Source organism: Kitasatospora sp. NPDC058170 (assembly GCF_042883905.1).
Taxonomy (GTDB): domain Bacteria; phylum Actinomycetota; class Actinomycetes; order Streptomycetales; family Streptomycetaceae; genus Kitasatospora.
On sequence record NZ_JBHVUV010000010.1, the window covers coordinates 38213 to 52190 of the forward strand.

The window sequence follows — 13978 nt, forward strand, 5'->3', positions numbered from 1 at the left end:
CGGCGCAGAGACCAGGAAGAGGGCGGACGATGGCGGTCCCGCTGTACCAGGCCAAGGCGGAGTTCTTCCGCACCCTCGGGCACCCGGTGCGGATCCGCGTCCTGGAGCTGCTCCAGGACGGCCCCCGGCCGGTGCGCGAGCTGCTGGCGGCGATCGAGATCGAGCCGTCCAGCCTCTCCCAGCAGCTCGCCGTGCTGCGCCGCACCCGGCTGGTCACCGCCACCCGTGAGGGGAACACCGTGGTGTACGCGCTGAGCACCCCCGACGTCGCCGAACTGCTGCGCGCCGCCCGCCGCATCCTCACCGAGCTGATCACCGACCAGGGCGCCCTGCTCACCGAGCTGCGGGCGCCCGGTGCCCAGACGACAAGCGCATGAGCACCGGGCGCCCCGCCGAGCCCGTCCCACCGAAGGAGTCCCGACCGTGACCGACGGCATCAGCGACGAGAAGAGCAGGCGCAGGGCCATGCTCGTCCGCGCGGGCATCTACATCTTCGCCACGCACCTCTTCGCGGGCTTCGTGATCCTGCTGTTCACCCTCGGGGACCGGCACTGAGGTAGCGGTGGGTGGTGCTGGTCCAGGCCAGGACGCCGTCGACCAGCTCCCGGGTGCCGTCGAGGTACCACTGCCCGCCCGGGTGGTCGAGCAGCAGCCGGCGGCGGAGGGTCTCGCTCTCCTCGCGCAGGCGGACGATCCGGTCGCGGACCGTCCGGGCCGCCCGGCGGCGGGTGCAGCCGCGGACGCGCTGCACGGTCAGCACGGTGTTGAAGGCCGCCGCGGGCTGCAGCTCCTCGCGCTCCAGCGAGTAGAGGTCGTTGATCAGCGTCGCGGCGTCGGCGGTGTGCGCGCGGAGTCGGTGCAGCGCGGGCTCGGCGTGCAGCCGGGCCGGGGCGTCGCCGCCGTGGACCCGCTCCAGTATGTTCATGAACGGGTAGAGGCAGCTGGCATGGCGCCGCAGCCGCATGGTCTCGGCGAGGCCGGGGGCGGTGCCCTCGGCCCGGTGGGTGCTCTCGGTGAGGAAGGTCTCCAGACAGGAGCGCCACTCGCCGGCGGCCCGGGCGCGCCAGGCGGGGGACATCGGTTCGGACTGGCGGTGCCAGAGCTCCTGCCAGGCGCCGAGCAGCCCGGGGGCGGGCAGGGCCTGCGGCGGTAGGCCTCCCGGGGCGGGCGGGTCCTGCGGGTGCAGGACGGCGAGCAGCGGGTCGACGATGGCACGGGCCTGGACGGGGCGGTGTCCGGGCGGGCCGTCGAAGCGGTCGTCGAGGATGGTGAACCAGCCCAGGACGTCGACCAGCAGGTCGAGTTCGGCGCCCCGGGCCCGGGGGTAGGCGTGGCCGATCAGCTTGGGGAGGGCGTACGCCTGGTAGCGGGGCAGCTCGGTGGCGGTGAGCAGGCCGTGGCTGAGGACCCAGTCGGCGTGTCGGGCGCTGGCGGCGCGCAGTTCGTCCGGCGGACGGGCGGCTCCCGGGGCCGGTGCCACGGACCCGGGTGCGGCCGCTCGGCCCGGTACGGGGCAGACCGCGCGGGTTGCGGCGGTGGCAGTGGCGGTGGCAGCTGTTCTGGTAGCCGCGGGGGTGGAGGTCGCCGGTCGGGTGTCGGTCGCGCGCGGGGCGAGCCGCACGTGCAGGCCCTGGGCCTGCACAGTGGTCCAGACCACCTCGCGGGCCCGGGCGCCGGGGACGGCCGTCGGCCGCCAGCGGCGCAGGATCGTGGCGGCCGCCACGGTCAGCTCAGCCCAGGCGAAGGCCTCGCCGATGCACTTGTGCTTGCCCGCGCCGAAGGGCAGGAACGACTGCCGCCCGGCGCCGGCCGCCTCGCCGTCCTCCCGCCAGCGGTCGGGGCGGAAGCGCAGCGGATCGGGGTGCAGCGACGGGTCGCGGTGCAGCGCGGTGAGGCTGTACAGCAGCTCGGTGCCGGCCGGGATCCGGTACCGGCCGAGCTCGACGGGCACGCTCGCGGTCCGCATCAGGAAGGCGTTCGGCGCGTGCAGCCGCAGCACCTCCTGGGCGACGCTGCGGGTGTACCCGAGCCTGGCGAGCACCTCCGGGGTGGGCACCGCCCCGGCCGGGAGGTGCTCGTCCAGTTCGGCGAGGACGCGGGCCTCCACCCGCGGGTGGCGCAGCAGTTCGTCGAACAGCCAGGTGAGCGTGGTCGAGACGGTCTCGGTGCCGGCGCCGAACATGGTGATCGCCTCGGAGCGGACGTCCGCCGCGGTCAGCGCCCGCCCGGTGGCCGGGTCGGTGGCGGCGCGCAGCAGCGCGGGCAGGGTGCCGGCCGGAGCGCCGGACCGGGCGCCGCCCCCGACCGCCTGGTCGACCACCCGGTTGAGCACCCGGACGGCGGCGTCGAAGCGCCGGTTGACCGGCAGCGGCAGCCGGGCGAGCGCCGGGTGGGGGTAGAGCGACTGGACGATCTGGCCCTTCACCAGGTCGGGAAGGGCCCGGTGGAAGGCGAGGGTGGCGTCCTCGCTGAGCCGGGCGTCGAACAGCGCGCGGGTGACGATCTCCAGCGCGAGGTGGTTCATCTCCTTGGCCACGTCCAGGACCTGGCCGGGCCGCCAGCGCCCGGCGCGCTCCTCGGTGACGTGGTGCATCACCGCGACGTACTCGGCCATCCGGTCCGGGCCGAAGGCGGGTTGGAGGATCCGGCGGCGGTCGCGGTGGGCCAGGCCCTCGGACATCAGCAGGCCGTCGCCGAACGCCGTCTTCAGGGTGTCCTGGACGGCGCCGCGCGGGCAGTCGTGGGCGAGCGCGACGAGCAGGGTGTGCACCAGGGCGGGGTCCGTGACCACGCAGACGGTGCGGGGCCCGAGGCGGATCCGCACCACGCCGCCGTACCGGGAGAGCGAGCCGAGGAAGCCCAGCGGGTCGCGCAGCAGGGCGGGGGCGTGGCCGAGACCGGGCAGCGCCCCCGGCGCGAGCGGGGGGACGGCGCAGGGGGTGCCCGGTGAGGCGGTCCCGGGCGGAGTGCTTCTCGGCATGGCGGCTCTGGGCGGGTCGGTTCTGGGTGGAGTGCTCGCGGGTGGAGTGGTTCCGGGGCGGACGGTGCTGGGGGAAACGGTTGGTCTACGCGTCTCGGTCGTCAGGACCATGACATCACCTCTCACCAGATGGACCAGCGCGGCGGTACCGCCGGATGCGCCGCCGCGGCAGCCGGAAGGCGGTGCCCCGCCAGCGCGGAACCCCGCGCGCGCCACTGCCTGAGGGCGCACGCCTTGGGAAACGCGCCGGTCCGGCGTGCGTTTCGCCGCACCCGGGCGGATCACCCCATCGGTGGATCGGTCCGGGGCGGGTGGCGGTAGCGGGCACGGGTGGCGGAGCGGGCGCGGGTGCCGGGCGGAGGAGGCGGAGACGGCAGGCGCGGGCGGCAGGCCGGCCGGTCGGCAGGGTGGTCGGTCGGCAGGGTGGTCGGGGGCCGTGCTGGCGGCCTGACGGGTCGGAGGGTCTTTCGGCCCTCGGCCGGAGCGCCCCCACGGGTCCAGCATGGTCCGGAACCGAGGAGGATCCTGATGTCCCGTCCGCACCACCGGCCCGCCCCCGACCTGCGCACCGCATCCCGCGGCGGGCCCCCGCGCCAGGGCGCCCGCCCGCACCCGCGCGCACGCGCCGGCGCAGCCCGGGCCGGTACGGCGGGCGCCGTACCGGTGGTCACTACGGCTTGATCACAGCGGTAGCCGAAGCCCGTTGATGGGCAGGAACCGAGCAGCGGCACCAGACGGGGGACACGACCCGTGCACGACCTGTTCACGACCTGACGACGGGCACACGCACAAGACGGGAACTGGGACCATGGACTGCGAAGAAGTCATGCTGACCGTCCGGATCACCGCCGGCGAGCGGGCGCTGCTGCGCGCACTGGCGCGCGGTCACGGCAGCGACGTGTCCGACGTGGCGGCGGACGGCCTGCTGGACGTGATCCCCGCGCTGTACGCCGATGCGGATGTGCTGCGCCTGTCACGGGTCCTCGCCCGGCCGGCGCCGTGCGCCGTCACGCTGTGGCTGCCCGGGCCGGTGGCCGAACTGCTGCCGCTGGTCGGCGATCGGGTCACCCGGACGAGCGGCCTGCCGACCGGTCCCGCCAGTGGTGCGCTCGCCGCCGCGCTGCGGCTCTGGCTGGCCGGGGATCCGGTCAGACTGGCGGCCTCGCTCGCGCGGCTGCACGGGCCGCTCGCCGGGGCGGGGGCCCCGGTGGCCGAGACCGCCCCGGCCGTCGGGGTGGCAGCCTGACCGTGGCGGCCCCGGAGGGGTCTGCGGGCCGGCCGCCGCAGGGCGTGTGACGCGGCGTCGCCATGTCCGGGCCGTGTCCGGGTCCGGGGGCCGTGCCCGAGGCCGGGGGAGCGGGCCGGGGGAGCGGGCCGGGGGCCGCGCCCGCGAGCGCGCCGACGAGGGTGCTCACGGGACCTTCACGAGCACGCGCACGATTTTCGCAAGAGGTTTCTGTTATTGCCTCCGGCCGATTTCGGTCTCCGGGGTGTCGGAAGGCCTGACCGTCACGCTCTGTGGCGCTCAGGCCGTCGCACTCGGAGAGGAATAGCGCATGGGACACCGGAGCGCAGAGCGCCGCAGCAGGCGGCGCGGAAGGACCGGGCGCCGGACGGCGCTCCTGGCGGTCGCGGTGGCGGCCGGACTGGTCGCCGGTGCGCTGGGCATCGAGACGGCGCTCGACCCGGCCGCCGACCGGACCAGCAACACCGCGGCGGTGGCCGGTTCGGCCGACCGGGCGGGGGCGGGCACGGTCGGAGCGGCCGGCGACGACGGCGATCCCGGGCAGACCGGGACGGCGGAGGGGGCCACCAGGGCGCCCGCGCCGCAGCGGGAGAAGAAGGCCGCACCGCTGAAGGAGATACCCAAGGACCAGCCGGAGCGCGGCCTGGTCTACGCCGGTCTGACGCTGCCGACCGGCGACCGCTGCGCGGGTTCGCTGGAGGTCCCGGGCGGGGAGCTGTGCAGCCACGGCCCGGACGCGCCGCCGAAGGACGTGGACATCCGCAAGGACGTTGCCCCGGTGGCGGCCGCGGCCGCCCAGGCGCCCGCTCTCACGCCCCCGGCCGATGCCCAACCGCCCGCCGCCGCCGACCTGTTGAAGGGCGCGGCACCGGTCCTGGACGCGGCGCAGAAGGCGCTGCTCGGGGACGCCGGGGCAGCCGCCGGCCCGGCCGCGGCGCCCGCCGCCGCACCCGCCGCCGGGTCCGGGGTGGTCTGCGAAGGCGACGGCACCAGCGGGAACCGGGTCCAGGTGGTGTACGTCCACGGGCCCGGCAACGACCGGTTCGCCCAGTACCTCGCCTCGTTCAAGAAGTGGGCGGCGGACGTCGACGTCATCTACAACGCCAGCGCCCAGGAGACCGGCGGCGTCCGGCACGTCCGGTTCGTGACCGAACCCGACTGCTCCGCCTCCGTGTTGAACGTGCAGGTCTCCGACTCCGAGATCCAGGACTTCAACGCGAGCAACCGCGCGGTGGCCGCCCAGGGGTTCAACCGCAAGGACCGCAAGTACATGATGTTCACCGATGCCAAGGTGTACTGCGGCATCGGGACCTTCGCCGGTGACGAGCGCCCCGGCCAGGACAACCTGAGCAACTTCGGCCCCTCGTACGGCCGTACCGACTCCGGCTGCTGGGGCGGCCACACTGCCGCGCACGAACTCGGCCACAACCTGGGCGCGGTGAGCAACAGCGCGCCCAACTCCAGCAAGGGCGGCCACTGCGTCGACGAGTGGGACCTGATGTGCTACTCGGACACGCCCTACTACCCGGCGATGAAGACGGTCTGCCCGGACAACGCGAGTGACGCCCGGCTCGACTGCCACCACGACGACTACTACAACACCTCGCCCGCGGCGGGTAGTTACCTGGCCACGCACTGGAACGTCGCAAGCAACCGCTTCCTGATCGCGGGCGGCGGCACCGGGCCGAACCCGAGCCCGACGCCGACCGCGAGCCCGACGGCCACGAACACCCCCTCCCCGACGGCCTCGCCCACCCGGACGCCGTCGCCGACCGCCTCGCCGACGGCCTCCCCGAGCCCGACCGCGAGCCCCACCGCCTCACCGACCGCCTCGCCGACCGCGAGCCCCACCGCCTCGCCCACCGCGACGTCGAGCCCGACCGCGACCCCCACCGGTTCGCCGAGCCCCACCTCCGGCACCGGGACCACCGGGCCTGACGTGACGGCCAGTCAGGTCACCCCGAACTCGGTCGTGCTGAGCTGGCCGGCCGTCCCCGCGGCCACCGGTTACGACGTGCTGCTGAACGGCCAGGCCATCGGGACCGTGCGCGCCACCACCGTCGGCGTGGTCCGCCTCGCCCCCGGCACCGCCTACACCGTCGCGATCGCCGTCCGTGACGCCGCCGGCGCGGTGTCCAAGCCCGGACGCCCGGCGACCTTCCACACCCTGGCCGACGCGGGCCGCCCGCAGCCCGGCTCCCGCTACACGATGGTGAACGGCCTCACCGGCCAGGCCGCCGACCTGTGGGGCAGCTCGCTCAACAACGGCACCGTGGCGATCGCCTACCAGCGCACCGGGTACGCCAACCAGAAGTGGAGCTTCGAGGACGCGGGCAACGGCGCGCTGCGGATCAAGTCCGTGCGCTCCGACAAGTGCCTCCAGCTGGGCGGAGACCCGGTGGCCGGCCAGTACCTCGCCCAGCAGCCCTGCTCCGGTTCGGCCGCCCAGAAGTGGCAGCTGACCCCGTCGGGCGGCGGGTTCACCGTCACCGCCGAGGGCTCGACCCTGGTACTGGGCGTCAGCAGCCGCTGGTACTACGGCGGGTGGCTGCTGGAGCTGCAGAAGCCCAACGGCCAGGCCTACCAGTCCTGGTCGCTGCAGAAGACCTCCTGACCCACCCCGGCACCCGAGGGTGCGGGCCGCCGCCGCGCACAGCGGGCGCCGGCCCCCCCCCCCCCCCCCCCCCCAGAGGCCCCCCCCATCACAACCCCCCCCCACGCCCCCAGGCCCGCCACCCCCCCCACCCCCCCCCGCCCCCCTCGGGGGGGGGCGCCCCCGGGCCACGGCGCGGCGGGCCCGCGCCCGCCACCCCCCACGAGGAGCCCCCACCATGCACACCCGTCCGCTCGGCACCCTGGCCGTCCTCGCCCTGGCGGGGGCGGCCGTTCTCGCGCCCGCCGTGCCCGCCGCCGCCCACGGCGACACCGTCCACCTGGACGTCACCGGCCAGGACAGCGGGCACATCACCACCGTGGCCACCTGGGAGAACGACCACGACCCCGTCACCGAGGAGTTCGCGGGGACGCTCGCCGCCACCTCCGCCGACGGGCGCTCGGCCGGCCCGTGGCGGCTGGTCGCCGTCCCCGGCCGCCCCGGGGCGTACACCACCCGGGAGATCCTGCCGGCCGGGCACTGGCGGATCACGGTGGACTGCGCGTTCCCCTCGCTGGGCCACGGCGAGCGCGAGCTCGACGTCGACGCGGCCGTGATCTCGGACCCGACGCTGCCGGTGCCCACCTCCGCCGCCACGCCGACCCCCGCCCCCACGGCCGGCCCGACCCTCGCTCCGGCCCCCGCCCCGACCGCGACGCCGACCGGCACACCGACCGGGGCCGCCGCCGGGAAGCCCTCGGGGCCGTCGGCCGGGCAGTCGGCCGGGGCGGCCGCGGTGGCGCTCGCGGGGGAGTCCGACGGCGGGTCCGACGCGGCCACCTGGGCGGCCATCGCCACCGCGATCGCAGCCGTACTCCTGGTCGCCGCCGGCTACTGGCTCCGCCGCGGGACCCGCCCCCGCACCGGCGCCCGCCTGCGCTGATCCGCCCCGCCGGGGAACCGTCGGGCCCGAACCACCGTCCCCACAGTCATCGGATGCCGCCCAGGCGTCCGGCCGACCGCAAGGGAGCAGCGCGTATGAAGAAGGTCCTGATCACCGGTGGCGCGGGATTCATCGGCAGCACCGTCGCCTCGGCACTGCTGGACCAGGGCATCACACCGGTCATCCTCGACGACCTCTCCAAGGGCCGCGCCGAGTTCGTCGAGGACCGGATCTTCTACCAGGGGGACATCGCCGACCCGGCGCTCCTCGACCGCGTCTTCGCCGAGCACCCCGACATCGAGGCCGCCGTGCACTGCGCCGCGAAGATCGTCGTACCGGAGTCCGTCGCCAGGCCGCTGTACTACTACCGCGAGAACGTGGCCAAGACCGTCGACCTGCTGGACTCCCTCCAGCGCAACGGCTGCACCCGCGTCGTCTTCAGCAGCTCCGCGTCCATCTACGCCCCCACCCCGGACGCCCGGGTCGACGAGACCTGCCCGGTCGACGCCAACAGCCCCTACGCCCGCACCAAGCAGATGATGGAGCAGGTCCTCCAGGACTGGACCCGCGCCGAGGGCGCCGAGGCGATCCGCGTCATCGCGCTGCGCTACTTCAACCCCATCGGCGCCGACCCGCAGCTGCGCACCGGCCTCCAGGACCTCAACCCCACCCACGCCCTGGGCAAGCTGATCGAGGCCCACACCACGGGTGCGCCGTTCACCGTGACCGGCGTCGACTGGGCGACCCGGGACGGCTCCGGCATCCGCGACTACATCCACGTCCAGGACCTCGCCGAGGCGCACGTCGCCGCGCTGACCCGCTTCGACCAGGTCGTCCCGCCCACCGCCGAGGACCGCTACCGCGTCATCAACGTCGGCACCGGCGAGGGCACCACCGTCCGCGAGCTCGTCGCCGCCTTCGAACAGGCCGTCGGAGCCCGCCTCGACGTCCGCGAGGCCGCCCCGCGCCCGGGCGACGTGATCGGCTGCTACACCTCCGTCGACACCGCCCGCGACCTCCTCGGCTGGACCGCCCGGCGCACCATCGCCGAGGGCGTCACCGACGCCCTCACCTGGCGCGCCAAGTGGGCCGCCCACCTCGGCACCACCGTCTGACACCGGCACACCCCTAACCACGGTGGCCCCGCGAGCGGAGAACTCGCGGGCCCACCGGGTCGGACCGGGCCGGGTGGTCAGTCGCAGACCAGGCGGGTCATCGAGCGGCCGAGGACGGTGCCGAAGCCGGTGCCACGTTCGCGTTGGCGGCGGACGACGTAGTGGCCGGGGGAACCGGTGGGTGCCGGGTCGCGTCTTCTCCCGGAGCCGAGGACGGGAGTGACGGGTGGGAGACGGACGGGCCGCGGTGGCCGGGCGGAGCCGGTGGCGGTGGGCGCGGACGGTCCTGGTGGCCCTCTGTGGAGCCGGGCTCGCGGTGTCGGCGGCCCTGGTCGTGGTGCGGCTGGCCGGGCTGGACGACGGCAGCCCGCTGGCCCTCGCGGTGGTGGGCCTCCCGTACGCGGCGGCGGGCACCCTGCTGCTCCTGGGCGTGCTGCTGGCCGTGCGCTCCTGGTGGGCGGCCGGTCTGGCCGGGCTGCTCGCGGTGGTCCAACTCTGCTGGCTGGTCCCGCGTTTCGTGCCGGACGGCCGGTCCGTGGCGGCCGACGCGCCGAGGCTGCGGGTGGCCACCAGCAACGCGTACATGGGCCAGGTCGACGTGGCCGCCCTGGTCCGGCTGGTCCGCGAGCAGCGGGTGGACGTGCTCGCCGTCGAGGAGCTGGGCGCCCCGGCGGCCCGGGCCCTGGACCGGGCGGGGATCGCCGAGTTGCTGCCCTACCGGGAGGCGCCCGAGGGCGACACCGCCCTGTACTCCCGGCTGCCGCTGACCCGGCTGGACGCCTCGGCCTCCGCGGCGGCCCGGGCGCAGGTGGCCGCCGAGGTGTCGGTGGGCGGGCGGACCGTCCGGCTGACCGCCGTGCACACGTACTACCCGCTGGGCGACGCCGAGCGGTGGGGCGAGGACTTCGACGGCCTGCGGGCGGCGGCGAGCGGGAGCACCCGCAACGCGGTGTTCCTGGGCGACTTCAACGCCAGCCTGGACCACGCGCCGATGCGCGACCTGCTCGCCACCGGTCTGACGGACACCCATGCCGAGCTCGGCCGGGGCGGTTCGCCGACCTGGCCGGAGGACAACGCGGACTTCCCGTTCCTGCCGCCGGTGATCCAGATCGACCACGTCCTGCACGGCGGTGCGTTGAGCGCGGTGGCCGTCGAGGAGCACACCGTGCCCGGCACCGACCACCGCGCGGTGGTCGCCGAACTCGCCGTCACCGGTTGAGGGTCGGGGCGCCGGGCGCGCGGTAGCGTTGCGCAGCGCAACCTGTGGGCTCGAAGGCCGCCCGCGCAGCCCGGTCGGTGAGAGGTGGGACAGGTGCCGAAGCGCACGACGCACGAGGACTCGGTCTGTCCGCTCGCACGCCCGCTCGACGTCGTCGGCGACGGCTGGACGCTGTTGATCGTCCGCGACGCCTTCGACGGGCTGCGGCGGTTCGGCCAGTTCCAGCGGAACCTCGGCCTGGCGAAGAACATCCTCTCCGCGCGGCTGGCCAACCTCGTGGCGACGGGGGTGTTCGAACCGGTGCCGGCCGCCGACGGCAGCCCGTACCAGGAGTACGTGCTCACCGAGAAGGGGCGCGCGCTCTTCCCCGTGGTCACGGCGCTGCGCCAGTGGGGCGACGCCTGGTTCTTCGAGGACGGCGAGCCCCGGGCGCGGCTGGTGGACCGTTCGGCGGGGGAGCCGGTCGCGGTGCTGGAGGTCCGTTCGGCGGACGGGCGGGTGCTCGGGCCGGAGGACGCCGAGGTGCTGCTGCCCTGAGGCGTCCGCGGGGGCACCGGGGTCCGCCCGGCGCGGGGTGGTCGTCGCCACCGCCCGCCCGACGAGCGGTGGCGACGGCGGTGGCGACGACCGTTCAGCCCTGGACGGAGTCGGGCGCCGACAGCGCCACCGCCTCGGCCCGTTCGGCGGGCGCGGGGAGCAGCACCACCGGGGCGGGCCGGTTGCGGCGGGCCAGGGCCAGCAGGCCCACCGCCGCCGCGGTACCGGCGAGCAGGACCACCGCACCGATCGAGACCGCGTGGCCGACGGCCTCCGTGAAGGCCCGGGCGACGTCCTGGGGCCGCGGTCGGCCGAGCCCGCCGAGGCGCTCCTCGAACCGACTGGTCATCAGGGTGCCGAGGATGCTGGTGCCGAGCACCGCCCCGACCTGGCGGGCGGCGTTGACCGTGCCGGCCGCCGCGCCCTCCTTGCCGCGCGGCACGTGTCCGACCGCGAGGGCCGTGGACGGGGCGTTGGCCAGGCCGCAGCCGAACCCGAAGACCACCAGCGAGAGGGCGTAGCCGCCGAAGGCGTCGGTGGGTTCGACGGTGGCGAACAGCGCGGCGCCCGCCGCGGCCAGCAGCAGCCCGGTGACGATCAGCGGCGCGGCGCCGAACCGCCGCCCGAGCAGCCCGGCCGCCACCGAGGCGAGGATGAAGGTGCCGAATTCCGCGAGGAGTTGGACGCCGACCTGGAGGGCGGTCAGCCCGCGCACCTGCTGGAGCCAGAGCACCTGGAGCAGCGACAGGCCGACGAAGCCGAACAGTACGGTCGCGGCCAGCAGCAGCGCGGCGCTGTACGACGGGTCGCGCATCAGTCGCAGGTCCAACAGGGGTTGGCGCAGCCGTAGTTCGACCACCGCGAAGGCGGCCAGCAGGACGGCGGCGGTCACCGCGGCGGCGAGCGGGCGGCCGTCGAGGTAGCCGTGGCGGCCGCCGTCGATCAGCCAGTGGACGAGCAGCGCGAGCCCGGTGGTGGCGAGGAGCTGGCCGGCCCAGTCCAGTCGGCCGCCCTCGACCCGGGACTCGGAGACGCCGAGCAGCGCGGCGGTGGCGGCGAGCGCGGCGATCGCGGGGCCGAGCCAGAAGGCGGTCTGCCAGGTCGACCAGCGCAGCGCGAGCCCGGCCGTGATCGGGCCGATGGCCAGACCGAGGCCGGAGGCGGCGGCCCAGGCGGAGATCGCACCGGCCCGGCGGCGCGGATCGGGGAAGGCGTTGGTGATCAGGGCGAGGGAGCTGGGGGTGATCAGCGCGCCGCCGAGGCCGGCGACCGCCTGGCCCGCGAGGACGGCCGGCAGACCGTCGGCGCACACCAGGACCACGCCGCCGGCGGCCATCGCGAGGGTGCCGGCCAGGAAGATCCGCCGCCGCCCCCAGCGGTCGGCGAAGGCGCCCGCGCCGAGTACGAAGGACGCCACCACCAGGGTGTACGTGCTCGGGACCCAGACCAGGTCCGCGGAGTCGAGGCCGAGGTCCGCACGGACCGCACCCAGGGTGCCGATGGTCTGCGTGGTCTGCACGAACACCGTGAACAGGCCGAGGCAGGCGGCGAGCAGGACGAGCCCGGCGCGGTCAGCGCGCTGCATCGGGTACCTCCGGGGACAGGTGGGTCACGGCGCTCTCCAGGGTGAGTTGGAATGTGGGACTCACCATAGCCATGTGAGTTTGATATTCCAACTCACTCAGAGGGGGAGGGGGCGCCGACGCACCTCGGCCCCGCCGAAGCGGGGCCGAAGCGGGGCCGAGGTGCGGTTGAGGTGCGGCCGAGGGGGCGTGGGAGCGGCTCCGGTCAGGTCGTCACTCGGAGGACCCGGCCGAGACGGTGGTGCAGGGCGGGAGCGTGGACGGCGCGGTGGTGGCACAGGTCGCCGTGAGGGCGCTCTGGGACGGCGGGGGCGAGGACGTGGTCGTCGTCGTGGTCGCTCCCGCCGCGGTCGTCGTGGTCGTGGTGGCGGTCGTGGCCACGGTGGTGGTCGGCTTGGCCACCGTGGTCGTCGGCTTGGCCACCGTGGTCGTCGGGCCGGACGACCCGGTGGCCGTGGACGCCGAGGACGACGGGCCCGAGGACCCGGAGGAGGTGGAGGAGCCCGAGGACGGCCCGGACGGAGACCCCGAGGTGGTCGAGGCCGACGCGGACCCGGAGGTCGGACCGCCGGAGGAGGTGGTCGCCCCGGACGTCGAGGCCGAACCGGAGCCCGAGGTCGAGCCGGACGCCGAGGTGGAGACGGAGGCCGACGGCGAGACCGGCTTCATCGGTCCGGGCGCCGGAATACCCGGTGCGAGCGGCCCCTTGGGCGCCGGTACGGTCTTGTCGATCACCTCGATCCGTCCGGTCACCCGGACGAAGAAGCCGCCGGTGACCACGTTCACCAGCACGAGCTCCTTCACCGGCGCGGGCGCCGGCGTCACGACGACCACCGAGGTCGGCTGGAAGCCCTGCCAGGACTTGCCGGTGTACTTGGCGTTCGACACCAGCGTCGGGGGCTTCAACGGGTTGCCGCAGCTGCACCGCACGCGCGGCACGCCCTGCGAGTCGACCAGGACGGCGGTGCCGGCCTGCAGGACGGACTGGTACGCGACCGCGGCGCCGCCCTTGTAGCCGTGGTTGGTCACCCGGGTGTCCACCCGCAGGTAGGTCGAGGTGAGCGAGCGCAGGTAGCTCGGGATGGCCGACTGCTCGATGCCCTGGGCGGAGGCCCAGGCCCGGCCGTTGTCCCCGCCGGAGACCATGCCGATCAGCCGCTCGGTGTCACAGCTCGGCTTGGACATCTCGCCCGCGTAGAGCCCGCTGCTCGTCCCCTCGACGGCGTGCAGGCCCGACGGCGAGGTCGCCGCGGTCGTGGCCGTCCCGGCGCTGTGGGTCGCGGTCGGCTGGACGGACGACGGCGCCGGGGCCGACACGGCGGTGGTCTGCACCGACTCGGTGAACGGCGCCGCGCCGGGGTCGGAGGGGGACTGCAGGGCGACCTCGTTGGCGGCCGGGATGGCGTCACTGGGCTTGCTGCTGTTGTTGTTGACGATCAGCACCGTCGCCACGACCGCCAGCACCGCGGTGCCCGCGGCCAGCGCCAGCTTCTTCCCCGACCGCCACCAGGGCGTCGGGCGCCCTCCGGACCCGCCGGGACCGGAGGGCGCACCGGATCCGCTGGCCGGCCCGCTCGGCGGGCCGCCGGGGCCGGAGGGCGGCGGGGGCGTGGAATTCGGTCCCGAGCCGCCGCCCGACGGCGGCCCGGCGAGCGGGCCCGAGGGAGGGCCGGACGGCGGGCCGAACGGGGGACCGGAAGGGGGCGGTTGGGAACTCATCGGGGCTCCGTTTCGCAGGCGGTCGGCGAAAGCCGCCGACGCG

The 13978-nt window shown here is 75.5% G+C and carries 11 protein-coding genes; 8 read left to right on the top strand and 3 right to left on the bottom strand.

The window, feature by feature from the left end:
* Positions 1-29 precede the first annotated feature (29 nt).
* A complete protein-coding gene (locus ACFVVX_RS13270; RefSeq protein ID WP_387944723.1) occupies positions 30-377 on the top strand; it encodes an ArsR/SmtB family transcription factor in 348 nt (115 codons plus the stop codon).
* Between the two features lie 46 nt (positions 378-423).
* The gene (locus ACFVVX_RS13275) at positions 424-555 is read left to right on the top strand and encodes a DUF6126 family protein (RefSeq protein WP_387944725.1); all 132 of its coding nucleotides are present in this window, start codon (positions 424-426) and stop codon (positions 553-555) included.
* On the opposite strand, the gene ACFVVX_RS13280 is transcribed toward ACFVVX_RS13275, so the two are convergent.
* A complete protein-coding gene (locus ACFVVX_RS13280; protein ID WP_387944727.1) occupies positions 533-2980 on the bottom strand; it encodes a cytochrome P450 in 2448 nt (815 codons plus the stop codon). The two genes, ACFVVX_RS13275 and ACFVVX_RS13280, sit on opposite strands and share 23 nt — an antisense overlap.
* An 808-nt stretch (positions 2981-3788) precedes the next feature.
* On the opposite strand from ACFVVX_RS13280, the gene ACFVVX_RS13285 reads away from it, so the two are divergent.
* The 6 genes from ACFVVX_RS13285 to ACFVVX_RS13310 all read left to right on the top strand — a co-directional run bounded on the left by ACFVVX_RS13285 (position 3789) and on the right by ACFVVX_RS13310 (position 10633).
* Positions 3789-4226, top strand: a complete 438-nt coding sequence (locus ACFVVX_RS13285) for a hypothetical protein (protein ID WP_387944729.1) — start codon at positions 3789-3791, stop codon at positions 4224-4226.
* Positions 4227-4536: 310 nt separating this feature from the next.
* Entirely contained in the window at positions 4537-6840 is a 2304-nt protein-coding gene (locus ACFVVX_RS13290) for an RICIN domain-containing protein (RefSeq protein WP_387944730.1), read from the top strand.
* 217 nt (positions 6841-7057) lie between these two features.
* On the top strand, positions 7058-7762 hold the full coding sequence (locus ACFVVX_RS13295; protein WP_387944732.1) for a hypothetical protein: 705 nt from the start codon (positions 7058-7060) through the stop codon (positions 7760-7762).
* Between the two features lie 95 nt (positions 7763-7857).
* Positions 7858-8877 (top strand): UDP-glucose 4-epimerase GalE, encoded by a 1020-nt coding sequence (galE, locus tag ACFVVX_RS13300; RefSeq protein ID WP_387944734.1) that lies wholly within the window; start codon positions 7858-7860, stop codon positions 8875-8877.
* A gap of 226 nt (positions 8878-9103) precedes the next feature.
* Positions 9104-10096: an endonuclease/exonuclease/phosphatase family protein gene (locus tag ACFVVX_RS13305; RefSeq protein WP_387944736.1), complete on the top strand. Its 993-nt coding sequence runs from the start codon at positions 9104-9106 to the stop codon at positions 10094-10096.
* Positions 10097-10189: 93 nt separating this feature from the next.
* Positions 10190-10633, top strand: coding sequence for a winged helix-turn-helix transcriptional regulator (locus tag ACFVVX_RS13310; RefSeq protein WP_387944738.1), 444 nt, complete (start codon positions 10190-10192; stop codon positions 10631-10633).
* Between the two features lie 94 nt (positions 10634-10727).
* Here the strand turns inward: ACFVVX_RS13310 and ACFVVX_RS13315 are convergent, their stop codons facing one another.
* Both ACFVVX_RS13315 and ACFVVX_RS13320 read right to left on the bottom strand, forming a co-directional pair.
* Positions 10728-12218 (bottom strand): MFS transporter, encoded by a 1491-nt coding sequence (locus ACFVVX_RS13315; protein ID WP_387944740.1) that lies wholly within the window; start codon positions 12216-12218, stop codon positions 10728-10730.
* A gap of 211 nt (positions 12219-12429) precedes the next feature.
* Positions 12430-13668 carry a DUF6777 domain-containing protein gene (locus ACFVVX_RS13320; RefSeq protein WP_387944742.1) on the bottom strand — a complete coding sequence of 413 codons (1239 nt, stop codon included), beginning with the start codon at positions 13666-13668 and terminating at the stop codon, positions 12430-12432.
* Between the last annotated feature and the right edge of the window lie 310 nt (positions 13669-13978).